At 40.1% G+C, this 18,836-nt stretch carries 20 protein-coding genes; 14 read left to right on the forward strand and 6 right to left on the reverse strand.

The window, feature by feature from the left end; translation table 11 throughout:
* Nucleotides 1-543 precede the first annotated feature (543 nt).
* Entirely contained in the window at nt 544-1,008 is a 465-nt protein-coding gene (locus CW745_RS15685) for a chemotaxis protein CheX (protein ID WP_101109681.1), read from the reverse strand.
* A 37-nt stretch (nt 1,009-1,045) separates the two neighbouring features.
* A complete protein-coding gene (locus CW745_RS15690) occupies nt 1,046-1,480 on the reverse strand; it encodes a transcriptional repressor (RefSeq protein WP_101109646.1) in 435 nt (144 codons plus the stop codon).
* A gap of 76 nt (nt 1,481-1,556) precedes the next feature.
* On the opposite strand from CW745_RS15690, the gene dusA reads away from it, so the two are divergent.
* On the forward strand, nt 1,557-2,543 hold the full coding sequence (gene dusA, locus CW745_RS15695; protein WP_101109647.1) for a tRNA dihydrouridine(20/20a) synthase DusA: 987 nt from the start codon (nt 1,557-1,559) through the stop codon (nt 2,541-2,543).
* 16 nt (nt 2,544-2,559) lie between these two features.
* Entirely contained in the window at nt 2,560-3,153 is a 594-nt protein-coding gene (locus CW745_RS15700) for a DUF4136 domain-containing protein (protein WP_101109648.1), read from the forward strand.
* A 48-nt stretch (nt 3,154-3,201) separates the two neighbouring features.
* Here CW745_RS15700 and panM read toward each other — a convergent pair whose 3' ends face one another.
* From panM to gpmM, 4 genes are all read right to left on the reverse strand, one after another.
* Nucleotides 3,202-3,624, reverse strand: coding sequence for an aspartate 1-decarboxylase autocleavage activator PanM (gene panM, locus CW745_RS15705; protein ID WP_101109649.1), 423 nt, complete (start codon nt 3,622-3,624; stop codon nt 3,202-3,204).
* Between the two features lie 15 nt (nt 3,625-3,639).
* Nucleotides 3,640-4,470 carry a divergent polysaccharide deacetylase family protein gene (locus tag CW745_RS15710; protein ID WP_101109650.1) on the reverse strand — a complete coding sequence of 277 codons (831 nt, stop codon included), beginning with the start codon at nt 4,468-4,470 and terminating at the stop codon, nt 3,640-3,642.
* 4 nt (nt 4,471-4,474) lie between these two features.
* A complete protein-coding gene (locus tag CW745_RS15715) occupies nt 4,475-5,704 on the reverse strand; it encodes a peptidoglycan DD-metalloendopeptidase family protein (RefSeq protein WP_101109651.1) in 1,230 nt (409 codons plus the stop codon).
* Nucleotides 5,705-5,797: 93 nt separating this feature from the next.
* Nucleotides 5,798-7,327, reverse strand: a complete 1,530-nt coding sequence (gene gpmM / locus CW745_RS15720; protein ID WP_101109652.1) for a 2,3-bisphosphoglycerate-independent phosphoglycerate mutase — start codon at nt 7,325-7,327, stop codon at nt 5,798-5,800.
* 189 nt (nt 7,328-7,516) lie between these two features.
* Here gpmM and CW745_RS15725 point away from each other — a divergent pair, with 189 nt between their 5' ends.
* The 12 genes from CW745_RS15725 (at nt 7,517) to rpoB (ending at nt 18,762) form a co-directional block, all read left to right on the forward strand.
* A complete protein-coding gene (locus CW745_RS15725) occupies nt 7,517-7,945 on the forward strand; it encodes a rhodanese-like domain-containing protein (RefSeq protein ID WP_101109653.1) in 429 nt (142 codons plus the stop codon).
* 3 nt (nt 7,946-7,948) lie between these two features.
* Nucleotides 7,949-8,200 (forward strand): glutaredoxin 3, encoded by a 252-nt coding sequence (grxC, locus tag CW745_RS15730; RefSeq protein WP_101109654.1) that lies wholly within the window; start codon nt 7,949-7,951, stop codon nt 8,198-8,200.
* An 88-nt stretch (nt 8,201-8,288) separates the two neighbouring features.
* Entirely contained in the window at nt 8,289-8,774 is a 486-nt protein-coding gene (secB, locus tag CW745_RS15735; RefSeq protein ID WP_101109655.1) for a protein-export chaperone SecB, read from the forward strand.
* 35 nt (nt 8,775-8,809) lie between these two features.
* Nucleotides 8,810-9,823 carry an NAD(P)H-dependent glycerol-3-phosphate dehydrogenase gene (gpsA, locus tag CW745_RS15740; protein ID WP_101109656.1) on the forward strand — a complete coding sequence of 338 codons (1,014 nt, stop codon included), beginning with the start codon at nt 8,810-8,812 and terminating at the stop codon, nt 9,821-9,823.
* Between the two features lie 146 nt (nt 9,824-9,969).
* Nucleotides 9,970-10,614 carry a DUF1007 family protein gene (locus tag CW745_RS15745; RefSeq protein WP_101109657.1) on the forward strand — a complete coding sequence of 215 codons (645 nt, stop codon included), beginning with the start codon at nt 9,970-9,972 and terminating at the stop codon, nt 10,612-10,614.
* Between the two features lie 236 nt (nt 10,615-10,850).
* Nucleotides 10,851-11,231: a preprotein translocase subunit SecE gene (gene secE / locus CW745_RS15750; RefSeq protein WP_101109658.1), complete on the forward strand. Its 381-nt coding sequence runs from the start codon at nt 10,851-10,853 to the stop codon at nt 11,229-11,231.
* 15 nt (nt 11,232-11,246) lie between these two features.
* The gene (gene nusG, locus CW745_RS15755; protein WP_101109659.1) at nt 11,247-11,795 is read left to right on the forward strand and encodes a transcription termination/antitermination protein NusG; all 549 of its coding nucleotides are present in this window, start codon (nt 11,247-11,249) and stop codon (nt 11,793-11,795) included.
* Nucleotides 11,796-12,153: 358 nt separating this feature from the next.
* A complete protein-coding gene (gene rplK / locus CW745_RS15760; RefSeq protein WP_101109660.1) occupies nt 12,154-12,582 on the forward strand; it encodes a 50S ribosomal protein L11 in 429 nt (142 codons plus the stop codon).
* 4 nt (nt 12,583-12,586) lie between these two features.
* Nucleotides 12,587-13,291, forward strand: coding sequence for a 50S ribosomal protein L1 (rplA, locus tag CW745_RS15765; RefSeq protein WP_101109661.1), 705 nt, complete (start codon nt 12,587-12,589; stop codon nt 13,289-13,291).
* 284 nt (nt 13,292-13,575) lie between these two features.
* Nucleotides 13,576-14,079 carry a 50S ribosomal protein L10 gene (gene rplJ / locus CW745_RS15770; RefSeq protein ID WP_101109662.1) on the forward strand — a complete coding sequence of 168 codons (504 nt, stop codon included), beginning with the start codon at nt 13,576-13,578 and terminating at the stop codon, nt 14,077-14,079.
* Nucleotides 14,080-14,120: 41 nt separating this feature from the next.
* Nucleotides 14,121-14,489, forward strand: a complete 369-nt coding sequence (rplL, locus tag CW745_RS15775) for a 50S ribosomal protein L7/L12 (protein WP_101109663.1) — start codon at nt 14,121-14,123, stop codon at nt 14,487-14,489.
* Between the two features lie 238 nt (nt 14,490-14,727).
* Entirely contained in the window at nt 14,728-18,762 is a 4,035-nt protein-coding gene (gene rpoB / locus CW745_RS15780) for a DNA-directed RNA polymerase subunit beta (protein WP_101109664.1), read from the forward strand.
* The last annotated feature ends 74 nt before the right edge of the window (nt 18,763-18,836 follow it).

Consider the following 18,836-nt stretch of genomic DNA (forward strand, 5'->3'; position numbering starts at 1 on the left):
AAAGATCCTGAACTTTTCCTAAAGAATAAGGACTAACCTTTTGAACTAGTTAGTTTATAGTTTCTTCCTTAGTTTTCCTCCGTATAGCTCCCTATCCGGAGGTTTTTTTGCTTAAATTTACGGGCAATGTAATCCTCAGTCTAATACCAAACGAAATAGCTGATCAATCTTAATGGTTAAAAGAAGCTATTTCAGCGTTAAAATTTCGTAAAGGGAACAACCATTGGTGTCAGGTTTCGTCTTGCGTTAAGTCACTTTTCATGCGCAAAACTTAGATCACATACTCAATTCGATTGGTATAATTCATAATATACGAGGTAATATAGTTGAATTATCTCACGTATTTATTGACGGCATTGCCTACAAAGAGGTTACTAAGTTGATGGGCTTAAGTTAAGCGATCCTAAAATTACAGCAGAGCTGAATAACCTTAGGATTAGTTTAGTAATGAAGACATTAATCAGAATTGGGGGTAAATAAATCAATGGGGAGTCGAGCAAAAAACAAAATCACCTCACTAACTCAATAGTGAGGTGATAGGTATTATTGGTTAAAGCATATCTCAATAAAAGCGCTGCCGTGCTCTGAGGTAAATGGCATTAATACTTTAGAACCATCAACTTGATGTTTGATCGTATGAGAAGGGCCTGAGACGACAATTGGAGTTGCCATACTAAATTCAAAGCCTTTTTCTCCTAACTGACGCTTAGCACCACCTGCGACCATATTAGTAATTTCACCGACCATATCAGTAATATCATCAGAAATATCTTCTATCTCTTCACCTACCATTAAACGAAAAACATTTAGTGCGAGTGGCTTATCAAAGCTAATAGAAAAAGACCCTTTAGCAGTCGGCCCTACCATGCCAATCAAACCAGAAACATCACCACGTGCAATGGCATCTTTTTTAAGGCTTGGTTTTCCTGGCTTAACTTCAATTTGTGCCATGGTTTGTAATACATTGATAAAAGATGACAAAAAAGGATTTACGAATTCTGCGTTCATATTTTCTACACTTATATTATTAATTTTATGTAAGTAGCTAATTATAGAGGCAGTTATGGCAAATACCATGTGCTTCTAAAATTTTATTAGTTATTTTAAACCCGGACTGCTGCGCTTGATCAGAAAATGCGTTATCTATCACAGGATCGCTCAGCTCTATCACTTGTTTACATTTTTCGCAGATAAGTAATTGCATGGGATGCTCGCAGCCAAAATGTTCACATTTCAAATAAGCGTTTAGTGACTCAATTCTGTGAATAAAATGGTTCTCAAGTAAAAAGTCCAAAGCGCGATAAATGGTTGGCGGTTTCGCGCTTCTGTCATGCTTTTGTAACTGCTCGAGTAAATCGTAGGCACTGACGGCACCTTGTTGCTCCAACATCAGTAAAAATACACGTTGGCGAATGGCCGTAAAACGTAATTTTTTTTCTGAGCAAATTTTTATAGCACGTTCTAATAAAGCGTTATGCATGTTGTAGACTCATATTAACAGTAAGATTGTCATGTTATCATATAAGCAATAATAGCGATTAATTTTAAGTGAAACCATGACTCAAACTAATGTAAATTACCCCTCAAACCGCTTTTCTATTGCCCCCATGTTGGATTGGACTGATAGACATTGTCGCCACTTCCACCGTGTGATGAGTAAGAATACCCTGTTATATACAGAGATGGTGACGACTGGTGCTATTTTATATGGCAAGGGAGATTATTTGCAGAAAGGGGATAGTGAGCACCCAGTATGTTTGCAACTGGGTGGTTTTGCAACGGCTGATCTTGCACAATCGGCGTTAGCAGGTAAGGAGCGTGGTTATGATGAGATCAATTTAAATGTAGGTTGTCCCTCTGACCGTGTGCAGAATGGGCGTTTTGGCGCCTGCTTAATGGCTGAAGGTGATCTTGTTGGTGATGCTATTAAAGCGATGCAAGAAGCAACTGATTTACCTGTTTCAGTAAAAACGCGCATCGGTATTGATGAACTGGATTCCTATGAGTTTCTCTGTGATTTTATTGAAAAAGTACATAATAAGGGCTGTAATACTTTTATCGTTCATGCCCGTAAAGCTTGGTTAAGCGGACTTAGTCCTAAACAAAATCGTGATGTACCTCCTCTTGATTATCAGCGTGTATACCAGCTAAAAAAAGATTTTCCAGATTTAACAATTGCCATTAATGGTGGAATAAAAACCTTAAAAGAATGTGAAACACATCTACAACATTTAGATGGTGTGATGTTAGGACGTGAGGTTTATGCTAATCCCTATATACTAAGTACAGTTGATCAAAGCTTATTTGCTTGTGATAAACCAATATTGACTCGCTTTGAGGTATTAGAGCAGATGTATCCTTATATTGAGCAACAGTTAGCGAGTGGATCATATTTGAACCATATTGCTCGACATATGCTAGGGTTATTTCAAGGATTACCGGGTGCGCGAGCATGGCGTCGTCACCTCAGTGAAAATGGACATATACCCGGAGCTGGTATCGAAACAATGCAGAAAGCAGCTTCGTTTGTAACTGAAGACTAAGAAAATGGAGATTGATATGAAAAAAACGCTTTTAGCGTTGAGCATGGTGGCAACAATTTTTATAACTGCTGGATGTAGCTCAACGGCAGAAGATGCAGATCAGGCACGTAAAGCAACTCGCATGACCGTTGTTAGTAGTGCAAAACCTGCTGATGTTTTACCGGCTTTTAAGACCTTTACTTGGAATGAAGATTACAATCATGTTTTATCTGCTGTTAGTCATGAAAGCAGAGCGGATATTAAGCAATATTTACGTGCAGAAATCATTCAATATCTAAATACAAAAGGGTATGTCTATCAGCCCGATCCAATACAAGCAGATGTTGTAATTGGTTTTCTTTTTGCATTAGAAGATGATTTAGCAGATCAAAAAATTCAAGATAAATTTGGTTTGTTGCCTGGTGTAAGTAATAGTGGAATAACAGATAAACGCTATGCAAAAGGTACATTCTTAGTCGCGGTATTAGACAATAAAGCAACCATGACTTATTGGCGCTCTGCAATGCAGGGGTTTGTTAACCTTGAGCAAGACAGAAAAGATGAAAGCACGGATCATATTCAAGCCGTATTAGATATGATGATGGGAGGCTTTCCGCAAGCAGGGCGCTAGTCGATCATACTGACTCCTAAAAAAACCACGTTGGCGTGGTTTTTTTATTTATAGCGACTTAACAAGTAGTTGAGCATCTAGTTGGTAACCACAGGATTGCATAAATAATTGCATACCTTGTTGCTCCGGTGTAGATATTTCAGATAATAACAGTTGCACTTCTTTAACACCGTCATTGGCAAGTTGTTTCTCAACTTCACGTAATAAATTTTTTCCAACACCACGTCTGCGGGTAATATCTCTAATGCATAATAAGCTAAGCGTTGCCGTGTGTTTATCAATTGTCACTTGAACTGCGCCTAGGTGACGTGCATTAAACAGGGTAATAAAAAATAGTTTATCTGGTGTTTCTATTAGATCTTGCAATCCCTGAGTTGTTAGCTGCGAGTCACTTAAGTAACCTTTATATAGCTTTTGTAGGTCAATAAATAGTTGCTGTGAGCTTTGGGGAGTAAAAACAGATAAACGCATAATGAACTCTTGTTGTTATTGAAGTTGTTTGTCTTTAGGGTGATCGGCATCGTTAATGACGACATTATTAGCTTGACGAAACTCGTTACGCTTTTTTGCCATTGCCAAGCGATCACGCTCTGGTAATAGTGTTTGCAATGACACTAATTGTATTTGCTTATTTTTTTGTTTGAACTTATTACTCAGAAAACGGATGGTTTCTGGATAAGGGTGTGCAATAATAACCACTGCATTGCCCTGTTGACCCAGCGTAACTGCCTGTGAAAATTGCTTTTCCATCGCAACATCCGTTTTAATGTTATCTAAGAATACATGCCTTCTTAATGCTGGAGTTCCTGATATTCTAGCCGTACTTTCAGCGATTGTGTTTGCAGTCGTGCGACTATCTAAAAAGTAAACTCCTTGCTTATTGAGTACGTCCATTGTCCATTGCATCTGTTTAACATGCTCTGTTAATGTGCTACCCATATGGTTATTAATACCAGTTACATCAGGAAGGTAATCCAGCGCTTTGCGCAGTTGAGCTTTAAAGGCACGCTCTTGCATATCAAGCATTAATGCACCTTGGCCTAATTTATCGTTATGTTGTTTTGCTTGCATAGGAACATGTAATAGTAACTCACGCTCCTGCGCGATGGCTAAACGTGCTATTTTTTTTGCGTGTGGCGTGTAGGGTAGAATAGATAATGTGATTGCTGGTGGAAGGCTAAGTGCGAGTAAGTCGTGTGCACTATTACCAATATCATCAATAACAATGGCTATGTTCACCGGTTGTTTTGCAAAGCTATGTGGCGCTTGCAAAACAAAGGTCAAGAGTATGAGAAAGCTTGTCAGTCGCTGTGCCATATATTTAACGTCTACGAGGCTCAAGCCATGACATTGGGTCCTGCGCTTTACCTTTATGACTTAGCTCAAAGTAAAGGCTATTTTTGTCTTGTCCACCACTGTGTCCTGCTAATGCAATAGCATCGCCCTGAAAAACAATGTCACCAGTTTCTTGTAGTAATGCTTGATTGTAACCATATAGCGTAATGTAATCATCACTATGGTCGAGTGCGATAACCATGCCGTAGCCTTTAAAATATCCAGCAAATAAAACACGGCCCGTTGCGACTGCGCGTACTTTTTCACCCTCATTGGCTGCGATTGAAATACCTTTCCATTTTACTTGGTCGCTACGTTGGCTACCAAAACTAGCAAGTACCTTACCACGAATAGGCCATTTTAATTGTCCTTTCAGTGTCGCAATTTTGGAGTGGCTTTTATCCTCACTCTTTGGTGTCATCTGTTTAGTCGCTTTTGCTTTCGCGGCTGCTAACTCTTTTTCTGCGCGTGCCTCGCGCTGTTTCTTTAATTGTTTTTTAAGTTTTTTCTCTGCATCGCCAAGTTGTGCTAAACGCACCGATTGATAGTTAATATCTTGCTTTAGTTCACGTAATGCTTTGGTACGTTTATCACGCTCTTCAGCTAATTTTTGATTATTTTCAACTTGCTCATCGCGCATTCTCTGCAGGCTAGCTAAAGAATCTGTTTGCTCATTTTTATTGCTCTCAATACGCTCTTGTGTTGCCTGTAATTGTTCAATGCTTTCTAAACGCGCTTTATTCAAATAGTGGTAATAGCTTTTAGCACGAATAATTTTACTGAGGTCTTCTTGATTAAGTAGCAGTTTTACAAGGTCATTCTGTCCTGCCATGTAGGCACTAATTAATTGTTGTTCCAATAATTTTTGTTGTTTAACTTTGTCAATATTTAACTGTTCTGTTTCAGCTTTTAAATCACGGAGACGTTTTTTCTCAAGTGCAATCGCTTCTTCTGTTTGTTGAAGTTTAAAGCTGGCTGCTGCTGTTTCTTGTTCTGACTGAGCAATTTGGCTTTCTAATTGTTGCTGCAATTTAGTTTGTTCTTTTTTACTGCTCTTACTTTCTTTTATCTGTTTTTGTAACGTGCTGAGATTTTGTGCCACTACAGGTGTAGGGAGAGTTAAAAAAGCAAGGGAAAATAAGAAAAGGCTATTCAGTAAGATAGCGTTAAAACGATCTTTTTTGTAAGTGCGTTGGATAATGGTTTTGCTATTCATTGATTTTTCTACTTTTTAAAATTCAGTATTTAGAAATTTTACCCACTTTAGCAAAAGAAGTTGAGTAAAATAACTAAATACTGCGTGATGCGTCTATTTTAATGAAATTAGTGGTGTACCTGTCATCTCTGCAGGAATTTCCATATCCATTAATTTAAGCATGGTTGGTGCGATATCGCATAAGCGACCGCCTTTTTGCATACTTGCTGGGCGGCCAAAGTAGATAAATGGTACTGGCAAGTTAGTGTGTGCCGTGTGAACGCCACCTGTTTCAGGGTCAATCATCTGCTCAGCATTACCATGGTCAGCAGTAATTAGACACTCGCCCTCTACCTCTTTAAGTGCTTCAATCACTTCGCCTACACAGCTATCAACTGCTTCACAGGCTTTAACCGCTGCATCGTATACGCCAGTGTGGCCAACCATATCGCCATTAGGGTAATTACAGATAATCACATCGTATTTTTGGCTACGAATTGCTGCAGTTAACTTTTCTGTTAGTTCAACAGAGCTCATCTCTGGTTGCATGTCGTAGGTTGCAACAGCAGGAGAGTTAATGAGGCTACGATCTTCACCTTTAAACTCATCTTCCATACCGCCATTGAAGAAGAATGTAACGTGTGCATATTTTTCTGTTTCTGAGATACGTAGCTGTGTTTTGTCATGATTTGCTAACCATTCACCTAACGTATTAGTTAACTCTTCACTTGGGAATGCCGCTGGTGCAGTAATGTCTGAAGCGTATTCAGTTAACGTTACGAAATTAACATTTGGTGTAACATTACGATCAAAACCACTAAAGTTAGCATCTGTGAATGCGTAAGTAATTTCACGCGCTCGGTCAGCACGGAAGTTTAGAAATAGCACTGCATCGCCATCTTCAACTGCGACTTTATCGCCAATAACAGTTGCTTTAACAAATTCATCATTTTCATCACGTGCATAAGCGTCTTCTAAACCTACCAAAGCGTTATCCGCAGTGAACTCAGATTTTGCTTCAGTAATAAGGTTATAAGCTTCTTCAACTCGCTCCCAACGATTATCACGATCAAGTGCATAGTAGCGACCTACTAAAGAAGCAGTTCGGCCAACACCGGTTTTTTTGTAAGTATCTTCAAATTTAGCTAATGTACCAGCTGCACTGCGAGGTGGCGTATCACGACCATCTAAAAATGCGTGAACGTATACTTTTTTCGCGCCACGTTTTGCTGCAAGTTCGATTGCTGCAACAATATGGTCGTCATGACTATGAACACCACCTGGTGATGCAAGGCCCATAATGTGAACCGCCTTGTCAGATGCAACCGCTTTGTCTACGGCTTCAACAAAAGTAGCGTTATCAAAGAAATCACCATCTAAAATAGACTTAGTCACTTTAGTTAGGTTTTGGTAAACAGTACGGCCTGCACCGATGTTTGTATGGCCAACTTCAGAGTTACCCATCTGCCCATCTGGCAAACCTACATCCATACCTGATGCAGAGATAAGTTCATTAGCATAGTCTTTACACAGTTGGTCAAGTACCGGTGTGTTTGCGTTAGATACTGCATTATCTGGCATATCAGGGCGGTAGCCCCAACCATCCATAATCAGTAGTACAAGTGGCTTTTTAGCAATCGTCATGTCGATCTCCTTTGGATTAAAGTAAAAATAGAATGGTGTGATTTTACTACATTTGAGATGCTTGTCACTGCGTGGATCAAGTGAAGCTTAAATTTAGCGGATTTATTTCTTGTAAATAGTAAATAAAATGGCTTTAGCTTGGTATAATCAGCAAAGATTTTTCCTTTAAACTTTAAAAAGAGCTAAATAATGCAAGAATATATAGATTTTTTCTCAAATAATCCGATGTTATCTGTTGCGTGGGTCGCTATCGCAGCAATGCTAATTCACAGCTTAATCAAAGATAAAATTAGTGGTGTTAAAACAATTACTGCTCAAGAAGCTACGTTGCTTATTAACAAACAAGATGCAGTTATCGTTGATGTCCGCTCTAAAGAAGAGTTTCAAAATGGCCATATTGTTAATGCAAAAAATATAACTCTGTCACAAATTGAAAAAGGAAATTTTTCTGCTATTGAAAATAATAAGCAGACCCCCATTATAGTTGTCTGTGAATCTGGTTCTCGCTCTGCTAGCGCCGCTGCTAAGTTAGTAAAAGCAGAGTTTACACAAGTTACGAACCTATTTTCAGGTATGGGCGGATGGAAGTCTGCTAATTTACCAACAACCAAGAAGTAAATAATGGCAACAGTAATAATTTATACCACCGCTTGGTGCCCATATTGTATTCGAGCAAAACAGTTACTCGACAATAAGCAAGTTACCTATTCAGAGGTTAATGTCTCTGAGGCGGATGCAAGAGCAAAAATGACAGAATTAACTGGAGGTAGAACGGTGCCTCAGTTAGTTATCAATGACCAAGCAACTGGTGGTTGCGATGAGCTTTATGCATTAGAACGAAGTGGCGAGCTAGACAAATTGCTTGCTCAATAAGATTTCTCGCAAAGGATTTTGCGTTAATAAATGCGACAGGAATGTTGCGCTAATAACTATAAATATACACATTTAATAAGGGAATACCATGGCTGAACAACAAGAACAAGCACCACAAATCGAATTCAACATTCAACGTATCTTTGTAAAAGATATCTCTTTTGAATGCCCTAATTCGCCACTTATCTTTAAGAAAGAGTGGGCACCAGAAGTTTCAATGGATATCGATACTAAAAGTCAAAAACTTGAAGACGGTGTTTATGAAGTTGTCTTAACACTAACGACTACAGCTAAAGTTGGTGAAGATGTTGCTTTTCTATGTGAAGTACAACAAGCAGGTATCTTCTCTGTTGGTCAACTTGAAGGCCCACAAATGGCACATTGCTTAAACGCTTTCTGCCCGAACATTCTTTTCCCTTACGCACGTGAAGCAGTTTCAAACTTAGTGACACGTGGTACTTTCCCACAGCTTAACTTAGCACCTGTTAACTTCGATGCGCTTTTCCAAAACGCAATGATGCAAAAACAAGCTGAAGCAGAAAAAGCAGCTGAAAGTGCAAAATTAGATTCGTAAGAGAATTTAAGAAAGACAACAAAATAGGTATTTGAATGGCTAATGATAAGCTAGGCAAAGCCATTACAGTCTTAGGGGCGGGGTCATATGGCTCCGCCCTTGCTGTATCTTTGGCTTGTAATGGGCACCCAACATTTATTTGGGGGCATGAAGCGGAGCATATTGAACGCTTGCAAAAAGAGGGTGAAAACAAGGCTTTTTTGCCGGGTATTTCATTCCCTGAGTTGTTGACTGCAGAGGCGGATTTGGCGACTTGTTTAGATGCAACTGATACTATTTTATTGGTCGTACCAAGCCATGTGTTTGGTTTGGTATTAGCACAGATAAAACCATTTTTAAGATCAGAGCATCGTATCGCTTGGGCCACTAAAGGCTTGGAAGCTAAAACGGGTCGCTTATTGCAAGAGGTCGCTAAAGATGTGCTTGGTAATAAATATCCTTTGGCAGTGATTTCTGGGCCAACTTTTGCCATGGAAGTGGCTAAAGGTTTACCAACAGCTGTTGCAGTTGCTGGCACAGATCTGACATTTACCCAAGATATCGCTGACTTCTTCCATAACCGTAAAAATTTCAGAACCTATATCTCCGATGATTTTATCGCAGTGCAATTGGGTGGCGCAGTCAAAAATGTCATCGCCATTGGTGCAGGGCTTGCTGATGGTCTTGGCTTTGGTGCGAATGCGCGTACAGCGCTTATTACTCGCGGTCTTGCAGAGCTAACTCGTTTAGGTGTTGCTTTGGGAGCGAAAGAGTCGTCGTTCATGGGGATGGCTGGATTAGGTGATTTAGTGCTAACTTGTACAGATAATCAATCCCGTAATCGACGTTTTGGTCTCGCACTAGGTCAAGGCAAAGGCATAGAGCAAGCGCAGATTGAAATTGGTCAAGTAGTGGAAGGTTACCGTAATACTGAAGAAGTTTATAATCTTGCCAAACGCTTTGATATTGAGATGCCAATTTGTGAGCAGATTTACCTTGTTCTTTATGAAAATAAAGCAGTTAAAGAAGCCGCTATTGCACTTTTATCGCGTGACAAAAAAGGTGAATAATCACTTTTAAGTTGATTTGTAATGAAATAAAGAACCTTATTTCATTACAAATAATCTCTACCTTAGCAACACTTTACTAATCGTTTTTTCCTAATGCTTCAAATAATGCTACTCTGCGATTTCATGACGCTTTTAGAGTATTAACAATGCATTTCTCTTCATTAATTTATATTATTCGCATATCCTTCATTACATTGTTGTTTTCTATTTCCACGTTGAAAGCACACCCTCATTCATGGGTTTCAGTGTTTACAGAAATAGAGGGTAATGACACGCACCTTACCGGCTTTAAAATGTTTTGGACTTTTGATTTAATAACGACATCAGATGCCCTTTCGGGGGAAGATGTTAGTGAACGCAAACTGCCCGGCACTTTAAAGAGATTGAGTCGTGAGATGTTAGTAAATATTAAAGCCAATGATTACTTTACATTCTTAGAGTGGCAAGGAAAAACGTTATCTTTTGCAGATCCCCTGCAAGAAAAATTAATATTAGAAGATTATAAATTAACCCTAAGCTTCTTTTTACCACTGCAAAAACCATTGCAGTTACCGATTACCGATTTACAACTAGAAATCTATGAAGATACTTACTATGTAGATTTTTTATGGTTACAGAAAGATGATATACAACTAAGTGAGCAATTTCGGGCTAATTGCGCGATGAACATTATTGAAGCTAATACAACCAGTGAGCAGATAGCCTATGCAGCGTCATTACCAAAAGATGCGCAGGGGGATTCGAAACTAGGTGCACAATTTACACAAAAGCTAAATATCAACTGTTTATGAGAATTAAGCGCCACATTGTATGTTCACATGGCTCATTCATACCTGCACTTATAGCGTAAGTTAACGCTTAAAAGTACATTTTTTAACAAAACCCAAGATTAGCACGTTACAAAACCACTAAAAGTCCTTATACTGACGTGCTTTATTTTTAGGTATCAGCATTTTGGGCTTGTACCGTATTTATTGGCAACTTTGTTGATAAGTATTATTAATATTTAACACTGGATAGATGAGTTATGAACGCAACAAATACCGAAAACAGCAGTAGTTCAATGGACGGGCTAAAATGGGCTGTTACCATCTCTTTATTAGTCGCTATTATCGTTGGTAATTATATGTACGGTGAAACTGTGCATGTTGTTGCACGTGTTTTAGTGCTACTAGTAATGGCCGCGCTTGCTGTATTGTCAGCTGCGATGACTGAAAAAGGTAAAACATTTATAGGTTTTGCAAAAGATTCACGTTTAGAAGTACGTAAAGTGGTTTGGCCTACACGCCAAGAAACAGTGCAAACAACCCTTATTATTCTTGCAGTATCGACCATTGTAGGTCTTGTGCTGTGGGGACTTGATGGTGTTTTTGTTCGTGTTGTTGCTTTCATTACCACCTCTATTTAAGTTTAAGGGTTTAATATGTCTGAAGAAGTACAAAAGAAAAGATGGTACGTAGTGCAAGCGTTCTCTGGGTTTGAAGGTCGTGTGCAAAAAACGTTAATCGAGCATATTAAATTAAACGAAATGGAAGAGCATTTCGGTGAGATTTTAGTGCCAACTGAAGAAGTAGTTGAGATGCGTGCGGGTCAAAAACGCAAAAGCGAACGTAAGTTCTTTCCTGGTTATGTATTAGTCGAAATGGCGATGAATGATGCAAGCTGGCATTTAGTGAAAAACACTGACCGTGTTATGGGCTTTATTGGTGGGACGAAAGAGCGTCCTGCACCTATTTCACAAAAAGAAGTGGATAACATTATGAACCGCTTGAAAGAATCAGTTGATTCTCCGCGTCCTCGTACGCTATTTGAAGCAGGTCAAATCGTTCGTGTTATTGAAGGTCCATTTGCTGACTTTAACGGTACGGTTGAAGAAGTTGATTACGATAAGAGCCGTTTAAAAGTATCTGTTTCTATCTTCGGTCGTGCAACGCCTGTTGATTTAGAGTTCTCGCAAGTAGAGAAAGACTGATACAAGATAGCTTTCAGCGGTTAGCTGTTAGCTTTTAGTAAAACAGCACCTGGCGGTGCTGGTAGGGCGAAAGATTTTCCTCATTTATGAGCGTGAATCCTTCGCCTTTTTTCGTTTTATAGCCGAGTAAAAAAGGTGCGCACTTGGTTGTAAAGTGACTGCTGACAGCCGATAGCTAAAAGCTGTCTGTAACAGTTCAAAAAAAGTACAAAATAGCTTGTGAAAGGCGGTGAATTATAGGTATAATTTGCCGCCTTTTTTATTTACTGACTATTCAGTAAATAAAATTGAGCATTAATTCGAAACGGGAAGCTGACGTTGAAAATCAGCGCTACACCCAAACATAGGTAGTATTATCATGGCTAAAAAAGTACAAGCGTATATCAAGCTGCAAGTTTCAGCTGGTATGGCTAACCCGTCACCACCAGTTGGTCCTGCATTAGGTCAACACGGTGTTAACATCATGGAATTCTGTAAAGCATTCAATGCAAAAACAGATTCAATTGAAAAAGGCGCTCCAGTACCTGTAGTAATTACAGTTTACTCTGATCGTTCTTTCACTTTCGAAACTAAGACTCCACCTGCATCTTACTTACTTAAGAAAGCTGCTGGCATCAAATCTGGTTCTGGCGTTCCTAATAAAGATAAAGTGGGTAAAGTAACTGTTGCTCAACTTGAAGAAATCGCTAAAACTAAAGAAGTTGATCTAACGGGTGCCGATCTTGATGCGATGGTACGTTGTATAGCGGGTTCTGCTCGTTCAATGGGCTTGGAAGTAGAGGGTTAATACCATGGCTAAATTATCTAAACGCATGAAAGCGGTACGTGACACTGTAGACGCGACTAAAGAATACGAAATCAATGAAGCGGTTACGCTTCTTCAAAAACTAGCAACTGCTAAATTCAACGAAAGTGTTGATGTTTCAGTTAACCTAGGTATTGATTCTCGTCGTAGTGACCAAAACGTACGTGGCGCGACTGTATTACCACACGGTACTGGTCGTGACGTTCGTGTTGCTGTATTTACACAAGGTGCTAATGCTGAAAAAGCTAAAGAAGCTGGCGCTGACGTTGTTGGTATGGACGATCTTGCTGCACAAGTTAAAGCTGGTGAAATGAACTTTGACGTTGTAATTGCATCTCCAGACGCTATGCGTGTTGTTGGTCAATTAGGTCAAATCTTAGGTCCTCGTGGTCTAATGCCTAACCCGAAAGTAGGTACTGTAACACCTGACGTAGCAACAGCTGTTAAAAATGCTAAAGCGGGTCAAGTACGTTACCGTAACGATAAGAATGGTATTATCCATTCTACAATCGGTAAAGCATCGTTCTCTGCTGAGCAAATTCAAGAAAACCTTGAAGCACTACTTGTTGCGCTTAAAAAAGCAAAACCAGCTGGCGCGAAAGGCGTTTTCCTGAAAAAAGTTTCTCTATCTACAACAATGGGTGCTGGCGTTAAAGTTGACCAAGCATCTCTTAATACTGTAGTAGCGTAATTTTTATAGCTTCAGTTCACAATTTGATTGTGAAACTGTTGCTATACAAGTCGGCAAATTACCTGTATAATTTGTCGCCTTACTTTGGAGGGCCTTAGGTCCCTTCTGAGACCGTAGGTGTAACATTATTGTTTTAACATAATATTACTTAATACCCTACGTAGATGGTGCCGGACCCCAGAAAGAATTATTCTACTGGATCCGATAACCGAAATAGTGCCCCATTATTTATGATGGGGGTGTTTACTGGTGTAATAACCAGTGGAATCCAGGAGTAAAACCAAATGACATTAAGACTCGAAGACAAGCAAGCTATTGTCGCTGAAGTTAATGTAGTAGCGCAAGCTGCTTTGTCTGCTGTTGTTGCCGATTCACGTGGCGTAACAGTTGGTGCAATGACTGAACTTCGTGCAAAAGCGCGTGAAAACAATGTTTACCTACGTGTAGTTCGTAACACATTAGCACGCCGTGCAGTTGAAGGTACAGACTTTGCATGTCTAGCAGACACGTTTAGTGGTCCAACAATCCTTGCTTTCTCTAACGAGCATCCAGGTGCAGCGGCACGTCTTTTAAAAGACTTCGCTAAATCTAATGACGCGTTTGAAGTGAAAGGATTGGCATTTGAAGGTGAGTTCATTGAACCAGCTCAAATTGACCGTCTAGCGACACTACCAACATACGACGAAGCAATTGCGAAACTGATGGCTACTATGAAAGAAGCTGCAGCTGGCAAACTTGTACGTACTCTGGCTGCTATCCGCGACCAGAAAGAAGAATCTGCAGCTTAATCGCTGTCATTTAATTAATTTTTTAAAGTAGGAATTGACTCATGTCTCTAACTAAAGACCAAATCATTGAAGCAGTTGCTGAATTATCAGTAATGGAAGTTGTTGAACTAATCGAAGCAATGGAAGAAAAATTCGGCGTATCTGCAGCAGCTGCTGTAGCGGCTGGTCCAGCTGCTGGCGGCGAAGCTGCTGCTGAGCAAACTGAATTTGACGTTGTAATGACTTCATTCGGTGACAACAAAGTTAAAGCAATCAAAGCAGTACGTGGCGCTACAGGTCTTGGCCTGAAAGAAGCTAAAGCAGCTGTTGAAGCTTGCCCAACAGTACTAAAAGAAGCTGTTTCTAAAGAAGAAGCAGAAGCTCTTAAAGCTGAACTAGAAGAGATCGGCGCAGCTGTTGAACTTAAATAAGTTAGACTTTTGACTTATTAGCCATGTAAATGGCATTGGCTGGTGATTATTTAATCACCGGCCTTTTTGCGCTATAGGATACCGTAATTTTTCATTGTTTTTTACGGTCATCGGACATTAAAGTTGATGTTATATAATGCATCATTAAGACAAAACAGTGTGCGCCGTTGTCGAACAAATTAGTGCCTAAAACTAGGTCGGACAGCTATGATCACTTATCAGCGAGCAAAGGAACCACATGGGTTACTCTTATACTGAGAAAAAACGTATTCGTAAGGATTTTGGGAAGCGCCCACAAGTTATGGAAAAACCATACTTGTTGGAGATTCAACTAGATTCATTCAAACGATTCATTGAAGTCGATTTAACTGGTGAAGTTGGCTTAGAAGCCGCTTTTAACAGCATTTTCCCTATTGCTAGTTACTCTGGCACGTCAGAGCTGCAATATGTCAGCTATCGTCTGGGTGACCCTGTATTTGATGTTAAAGAATGTCAAATCCGTGGTGTAACTTATTCTGCCTCATTACGCGTAAAATTACGTCTTGTTATCTATGATCGTGATGCGCCTGCTGGCACAGTGAAAGATATTCGTGAACAAGAAGTTTACATGGGTGAAATGCCACTCATGACTGAAAATGGTACCTTTGTAATCAATGGTACAGAGCGTGTTATCGTATCACAATTACACCGTTCTCCTGGTGTATTCTTTGACCACGATAAAGGTAAAACGCACAGTTCAGGTAAAGTTCTTTATAACGCACGTGTAATTCCTTACCGTGGTTCTTGGTTAGATTTCGAATTTGACCCTAAAGATAACCTATTTGTTCGTATTGACCGTCGTCGTAAACTACCTGCGACTATCATGTTACGTGCACTTGAGTACACAACTGAAGAAATTCTAGAAATGTTCTTTGATACCACTGACTTTGAAATCAAAGATGGTGTTATCTCAATGGGACTGATTGCTGATCGCCTACGTGGCGAACAGTTTAACTTTGATATTGCAAGCGCTGGTAATGTGTATGTAGAAGCTGGTAAGCGTGTAACTGCACGCCATATCCGTCAACTACAAAAAGATGGCGTTGAAAGCATTGAAGTACCACTTGAGTACCTAGAAGGCAAAGTTTCTGCAAAAGACTACATCAGCACTGAAACAGGCGAAATCATTGTTAATGCAAATGATATTCTTACGCTTGAACTATTGGCTGAACTTGCGCAATCTGGCATCAAAGCGTTCCAAACAATTTATACTAACGAGCTAGATTGTGGTTCATTCATCTCTGATACGCTGCGTGTTGATTCTTCAACTAACCGCCTAGAAGCATTAGTTGAAATCTACCGTATGATGCGTCCTGGTGAGCCACCAACGAAAGATGCTGCTGAAGGTCTATTCCAAAATCTATTCTTTGCTGAAGAGCGTTACGATCTTTCTAAAGTAGGTCGTATGAAGTTCAACCGCCGTGTTGGCATTGATGGTGATGAAGGTACTGGTACGCTCTCTAACGAAGATATCTTAAGTGTAATGAAAACACTGATCGATATCCGTAACGGTAACGGTATTGTTGATGATATCGATCATCTTGGTAACCGTCGTATCCGTTGTGTTGGTGAAATGGCTGAAAACCAATTCCGTGTTGGTCTAGTACGTGTTGAACGTGCTGTTAAAGAACGTCTATCTTTAGGCGACCTTGATGCAACGATGCCTCAAGATCTTATCAACGCTAAACCTATTTCTGCTGCTGTTAAAGAGTTCTTTGGTTCTTCACAACTGTCTCAGTTCATGGACCAAAATAACCCGCTTTCAGAAGTAACACACAAACGTCGTATCTCTGCGTTAGGCCCTGGTGGTTTAACACGTGAACGTGCGGGCTTTGAAGTACGTGACGTACATCCAACGCATTACGGTCGTTTATGTCCAATCGAAACGCCTGAGGGACCAAATATCGGTCTAATCAACTCATTAGCAACGTTTTCACGTACTAATGACTACGGTTTCTTAGAGACACCTTACCGTAAAGTTGTAGATGGCAAACCTTCTGATCAAGTTGAATACCTATCTGCTATCGAAGAGGGTTCATTCGTTATCGCACAGGCATCTGCAAGTGTTGATGAGAATGGTTTACTAAATGAAGAATCAATTCCGTGTCGTCATCAAGGTGAAACAACCTTTATGTCGCCTGCAGATATTGATTATATGGATGTGTCACCACAACAGATCATCTCTGTTGCTGCGTCACTTATTCCATTCCTAGAACACGATGATGCTAACCGTGCCTTAATGGGTGCAAACATGCAACGTCAAGCAGTTCCGACTCTACGTGCTGATAAACCATTAGTAGGTACAGGTATCGAACGTCGCTTGGCAATCGATTCTGGTGTGACAGTAATTGCAAAACGTGGTGGTGTTATCGATTACGTAGATGCATCTCGTATCGTTGTTAAAGTTGATGAAAACGAGCTACTTCCAGGTGAAGCGGGTATCGATATCTATAACTTAACTAAATACACTCGTTCAAATCAGAATACCTGTATTAACCAAAAACCAACGTGTAAGCCGGGCGAGCCAATCGTTCGCGGTGATGTATTAGCAGATGGTCCATCTACTGATATGGGTGATTTAGCACTTGGTCAAAACATGAAAATTGCTTTCATGCCTTGGAATGGTTACAACTTTGAGGATTCAATCCTTATTTCTGAGCGTGTATCGCAAGAAGATCGTTTCACAACGATCCATATCCAAGAGTTCTCATGTGTAGCACGTGAAACTAAATTGGGTAGTGAAGAAATTTCTGCGGATATCCCGAACGTAGGCGAAGCTGCATTAAGCAAGCTGGATGAGTCTGGTATTGTTTACGTAGGCGCTGAAGTTAAACCTGGCGATATTCTAGTAGGTAAAGTAACACCTAAAGGTGAAACACAACTTACCCCAGAAGAGAAACTATTACGTGCAATCTTCGGTGAGAAAGCGTCTGATGTAAAAGACAGCTCACTACGTGTATCTAACTCTACTTACGCAACAGTAATCGACGTTCAGGTCTTTACACGTGATGGTGTTGAGAAAGATAAACGTGCACTTGAAATTGAAGAGATGCAACTTAAAGCAGCGAAGAAAGATTTGAATGAGAAATTCAAAATCTTAGAAAACGCAATCTTTGAGAAAGCATTGAACATCCTCATTGGCGCAGGCCAAGATGAGCAACGTTTACTACAAATGCCTCGTGCACAGTGGTTAGAAGTTGTTGTTGATGATGAAGAAAAGCAATCGCATTTAGACCAAATCATCGCTCAATACGATGAAGTTAAAGCAGACTACGACAAAGAGTTTGATATCAAACGTCGTAAGATCACTCAAGGTGATGATCTAGCACCGGGTGTTCAGAAGATTGTTAAGGTTTACCTAGCGGTACGTCGTCGCCTACAACCAGGTGATAAGATGGCAGGTCGTCATGGTAACAAAGGTGTTATCTCTAACATCGTTCCTGTAGAAGATATGCCTCACGATGAGTTTGGTGTTCCAGTTGATATCGTACTTAACCCTCTGGGTGTACCATCACGAATGAACATCGGTCAGATTCTTGAAACGCACTTAGGTCTTGCATGTAAAGGTGTTGGTGAGAAGCTTGAGCGTATGGTTAAGAGCCAACGTGAAGTTGAAATGGCGAAAGTACGTGAGTTCATTCAAAAAATGTACTCGTTTGGCCAAGCGCCATGTCATGTTGACTTAAACGAGTTTGATGATGAAGCGGTAATGCGTTTAGCTAAGAACCTATACAAAGGTTTACCAGTGGCAACACCAGCATTTGATGGTGCATACGAGTCAGAGATTCGCGAACTACTGAAAATGGCAGATCTTCCTGAGTCTGGTCAATTACGATTAACTGACGGCCGTACTGGTATTGAGTTTGAACGTCCAGTAACCGTTGGTTACATGTACATGCTGAAATTGAATCACTTAGTGGATGACAAAATGCATGCCCGTTCTACAGGTTCTTACAGCCTTGTTACTCAGCAACCACTTGGTGGTAAAGCTCAGTTCGGTGGCCAGCGTTTCGGTGAGATGGAAGTATGGGCACTACAAGCATTTGGTGCTGCGTACACGCTTCAAGAGATGCTTACTGTTAAGTCAGATGATGTTAACGGTCGTACTAAGATGTATAAAAACATCGTTGATGGCGACCATAGAATGGAACCAGGCATGCCTGAATCATTCAACGTATTGTTGAAAGAGATCCGTTCATTAGGTATCAACATCGAGCTTGATGAAGAAAACTAAAATTCGTTTTAGTTAAAAAATATGTGGCGTCTTAGATAGGTAAGGCGCCTAGTTTTAACTCCTATGGGAGAATA

This window comes from Psychromonas sp. psych-6C06 (genome assembly GCF_002835465.1).
Taxonomy (GTDB): domain Bacteria; phylum Pseudomonadota; class Gammaproteobacteria; order Enterobacterales; family Psychromonadaceae; genus Psychromonas.

What these genes read in the sequence shown, in the direction of transcription:
- CW745_RS15715 (WP_101109651.1), bottom strand. Translation starts at nt 5,704, where the DNA reads ATGAATAGCAAAACCATTATCCAACGCACTTACAAAAAAGATCGTTTT.
- gpsA (WP_101109656.1), top strand. Translation starts at nt 8,810, where the DNA reads ATGGCTAATGATAAGCTAGGCAAAGCCATTACAGTCTTAGGGGCGGGG.
- secB (WP_101109655.1), top strand. Translation starts at nt 8,289, where the DNA reads ATGGCTGAACAACAAGAACAAGCACCACAAATCGAATTCAACATTCAA.
- CW745_RS15700 (WP_101109648.1), top strand. Translation starts at nt 2,560, where the DNA reads ATGAAAAAAACGCTTTTAGCGTTGAGCATGGTGGCAACAATTTTTATA.
- gpmM (WP_101109652.1), bottom strand. Translation starts at nt 7,327, where the DNA reads ATGACGATTGCTAAAAAGCCACTTGTACTACTGATTATGGATGGTTGG.
- CW745_RS15710 (WP_101109650.1), bottom strand. Translation starts at nt 4,470, where the DNA reads ATGGCACAGCGACTGACAAGCTTTCTCATACTCTTGACCTTTGTTTTG.
- secE (WP_101109658.1), top strand. Translation starts at nt 10,851, where the DNA reads ATGAACGCAACAAATACCGAAAACAGCAGTAGTTCAATGGACGGGCTA.
- rplK (WP_101109660.1), top strand. Translation starts at nt 12,154, where the DNA reads ATGGCTAAAAAAGTACAAGCGTATATCAAGCTGCAAGTTTCAGCTGGT.
- rplL (WP_101109663.1), top strand. Translation starts at nt 14,121, where the DNA reads ATGTCTCTAACTAAAGACCAAATCATTGAAGCAGTTGCTGAATTATCA.
- grxC (WP_101109654.1), top strand. Translation starts at nt 7,949, where the DNA reads ATGGCAACAGTAATAATTTATACCACCGCTTGGTGCCCATATTGTATT.
- panM (WP_101109649.1), bottom strand. Translation starts at nt 3,624, where the DNA reads ATGCGTTTATCTGTTTTTACTCCCCAAAGCTCACAGCAACTATTTATT.
- dusA (WP_101109647.1), top strand. Translation starts at nt 1,557, where the DNA reads ATGACTCAAACTAATGTAAATTACCCCTCAAACCGCTTTTCTATTGCC.
- CW745_RS15690 (WP_101109646.1), bottom strand. Translation starts at nt 1,480, where the DNA reads ATGCATAACGCTTTATTAGAACGTGCTATAAAAATTTGCTCAGAAAAA.
- nusG (WP_101109659.1), top strand. Translation starts at nt 11,247, where the DNA reads ATGTCTGAAGAAGTACAAAAGAAAAGATGGTACGTAGTGCAAGCGTTC.
- CW745_RS15685 (WP_101109681.1), bottom strand. Translation starts at nt 1,008, where the DNA reads ATGAACGCAGAATTCGTAAATCCTTTTTTGTCATCTTTTATCAATGTA.
- CW745_RS15725 (WP_101109653.1), top strand. Translation starts at nt 7,517, where the DNA reads ATGCAAGAATATATAGATTTTTTCTCAAATAATCCGATGTTATCTGTT.
- rplA (WP_101109661.1), top strand. Translation starts at nt 12,587, where the DNA reads ATGGCTAAATTATCTAAACGCATGAAAGCGGTACGTGACACTGTAGAC.
- rplJ (WP_101109662.1), top strand. Translation starts at nt 13,576, where the DNA reads ATGACATTAAGACTCGAAGACAAGCAAGCTATTGTCGCTGAAGTTAAT.
- rpoB (WP_101109664.1), top strand. Translation starts at nt 14,728, where the DNA reads ATGGGTTACTCTTATACTGAGAAAAAACGTATTCGTAAGGATTTTGGG.
- CW745_RS15745 (WP_101109657.1), top strand. Translation starts at nt 9,970, where the DNA reads ATGCATTTCTCTTCATTAATTTATATTATTCGCATATCCTTCATTACA.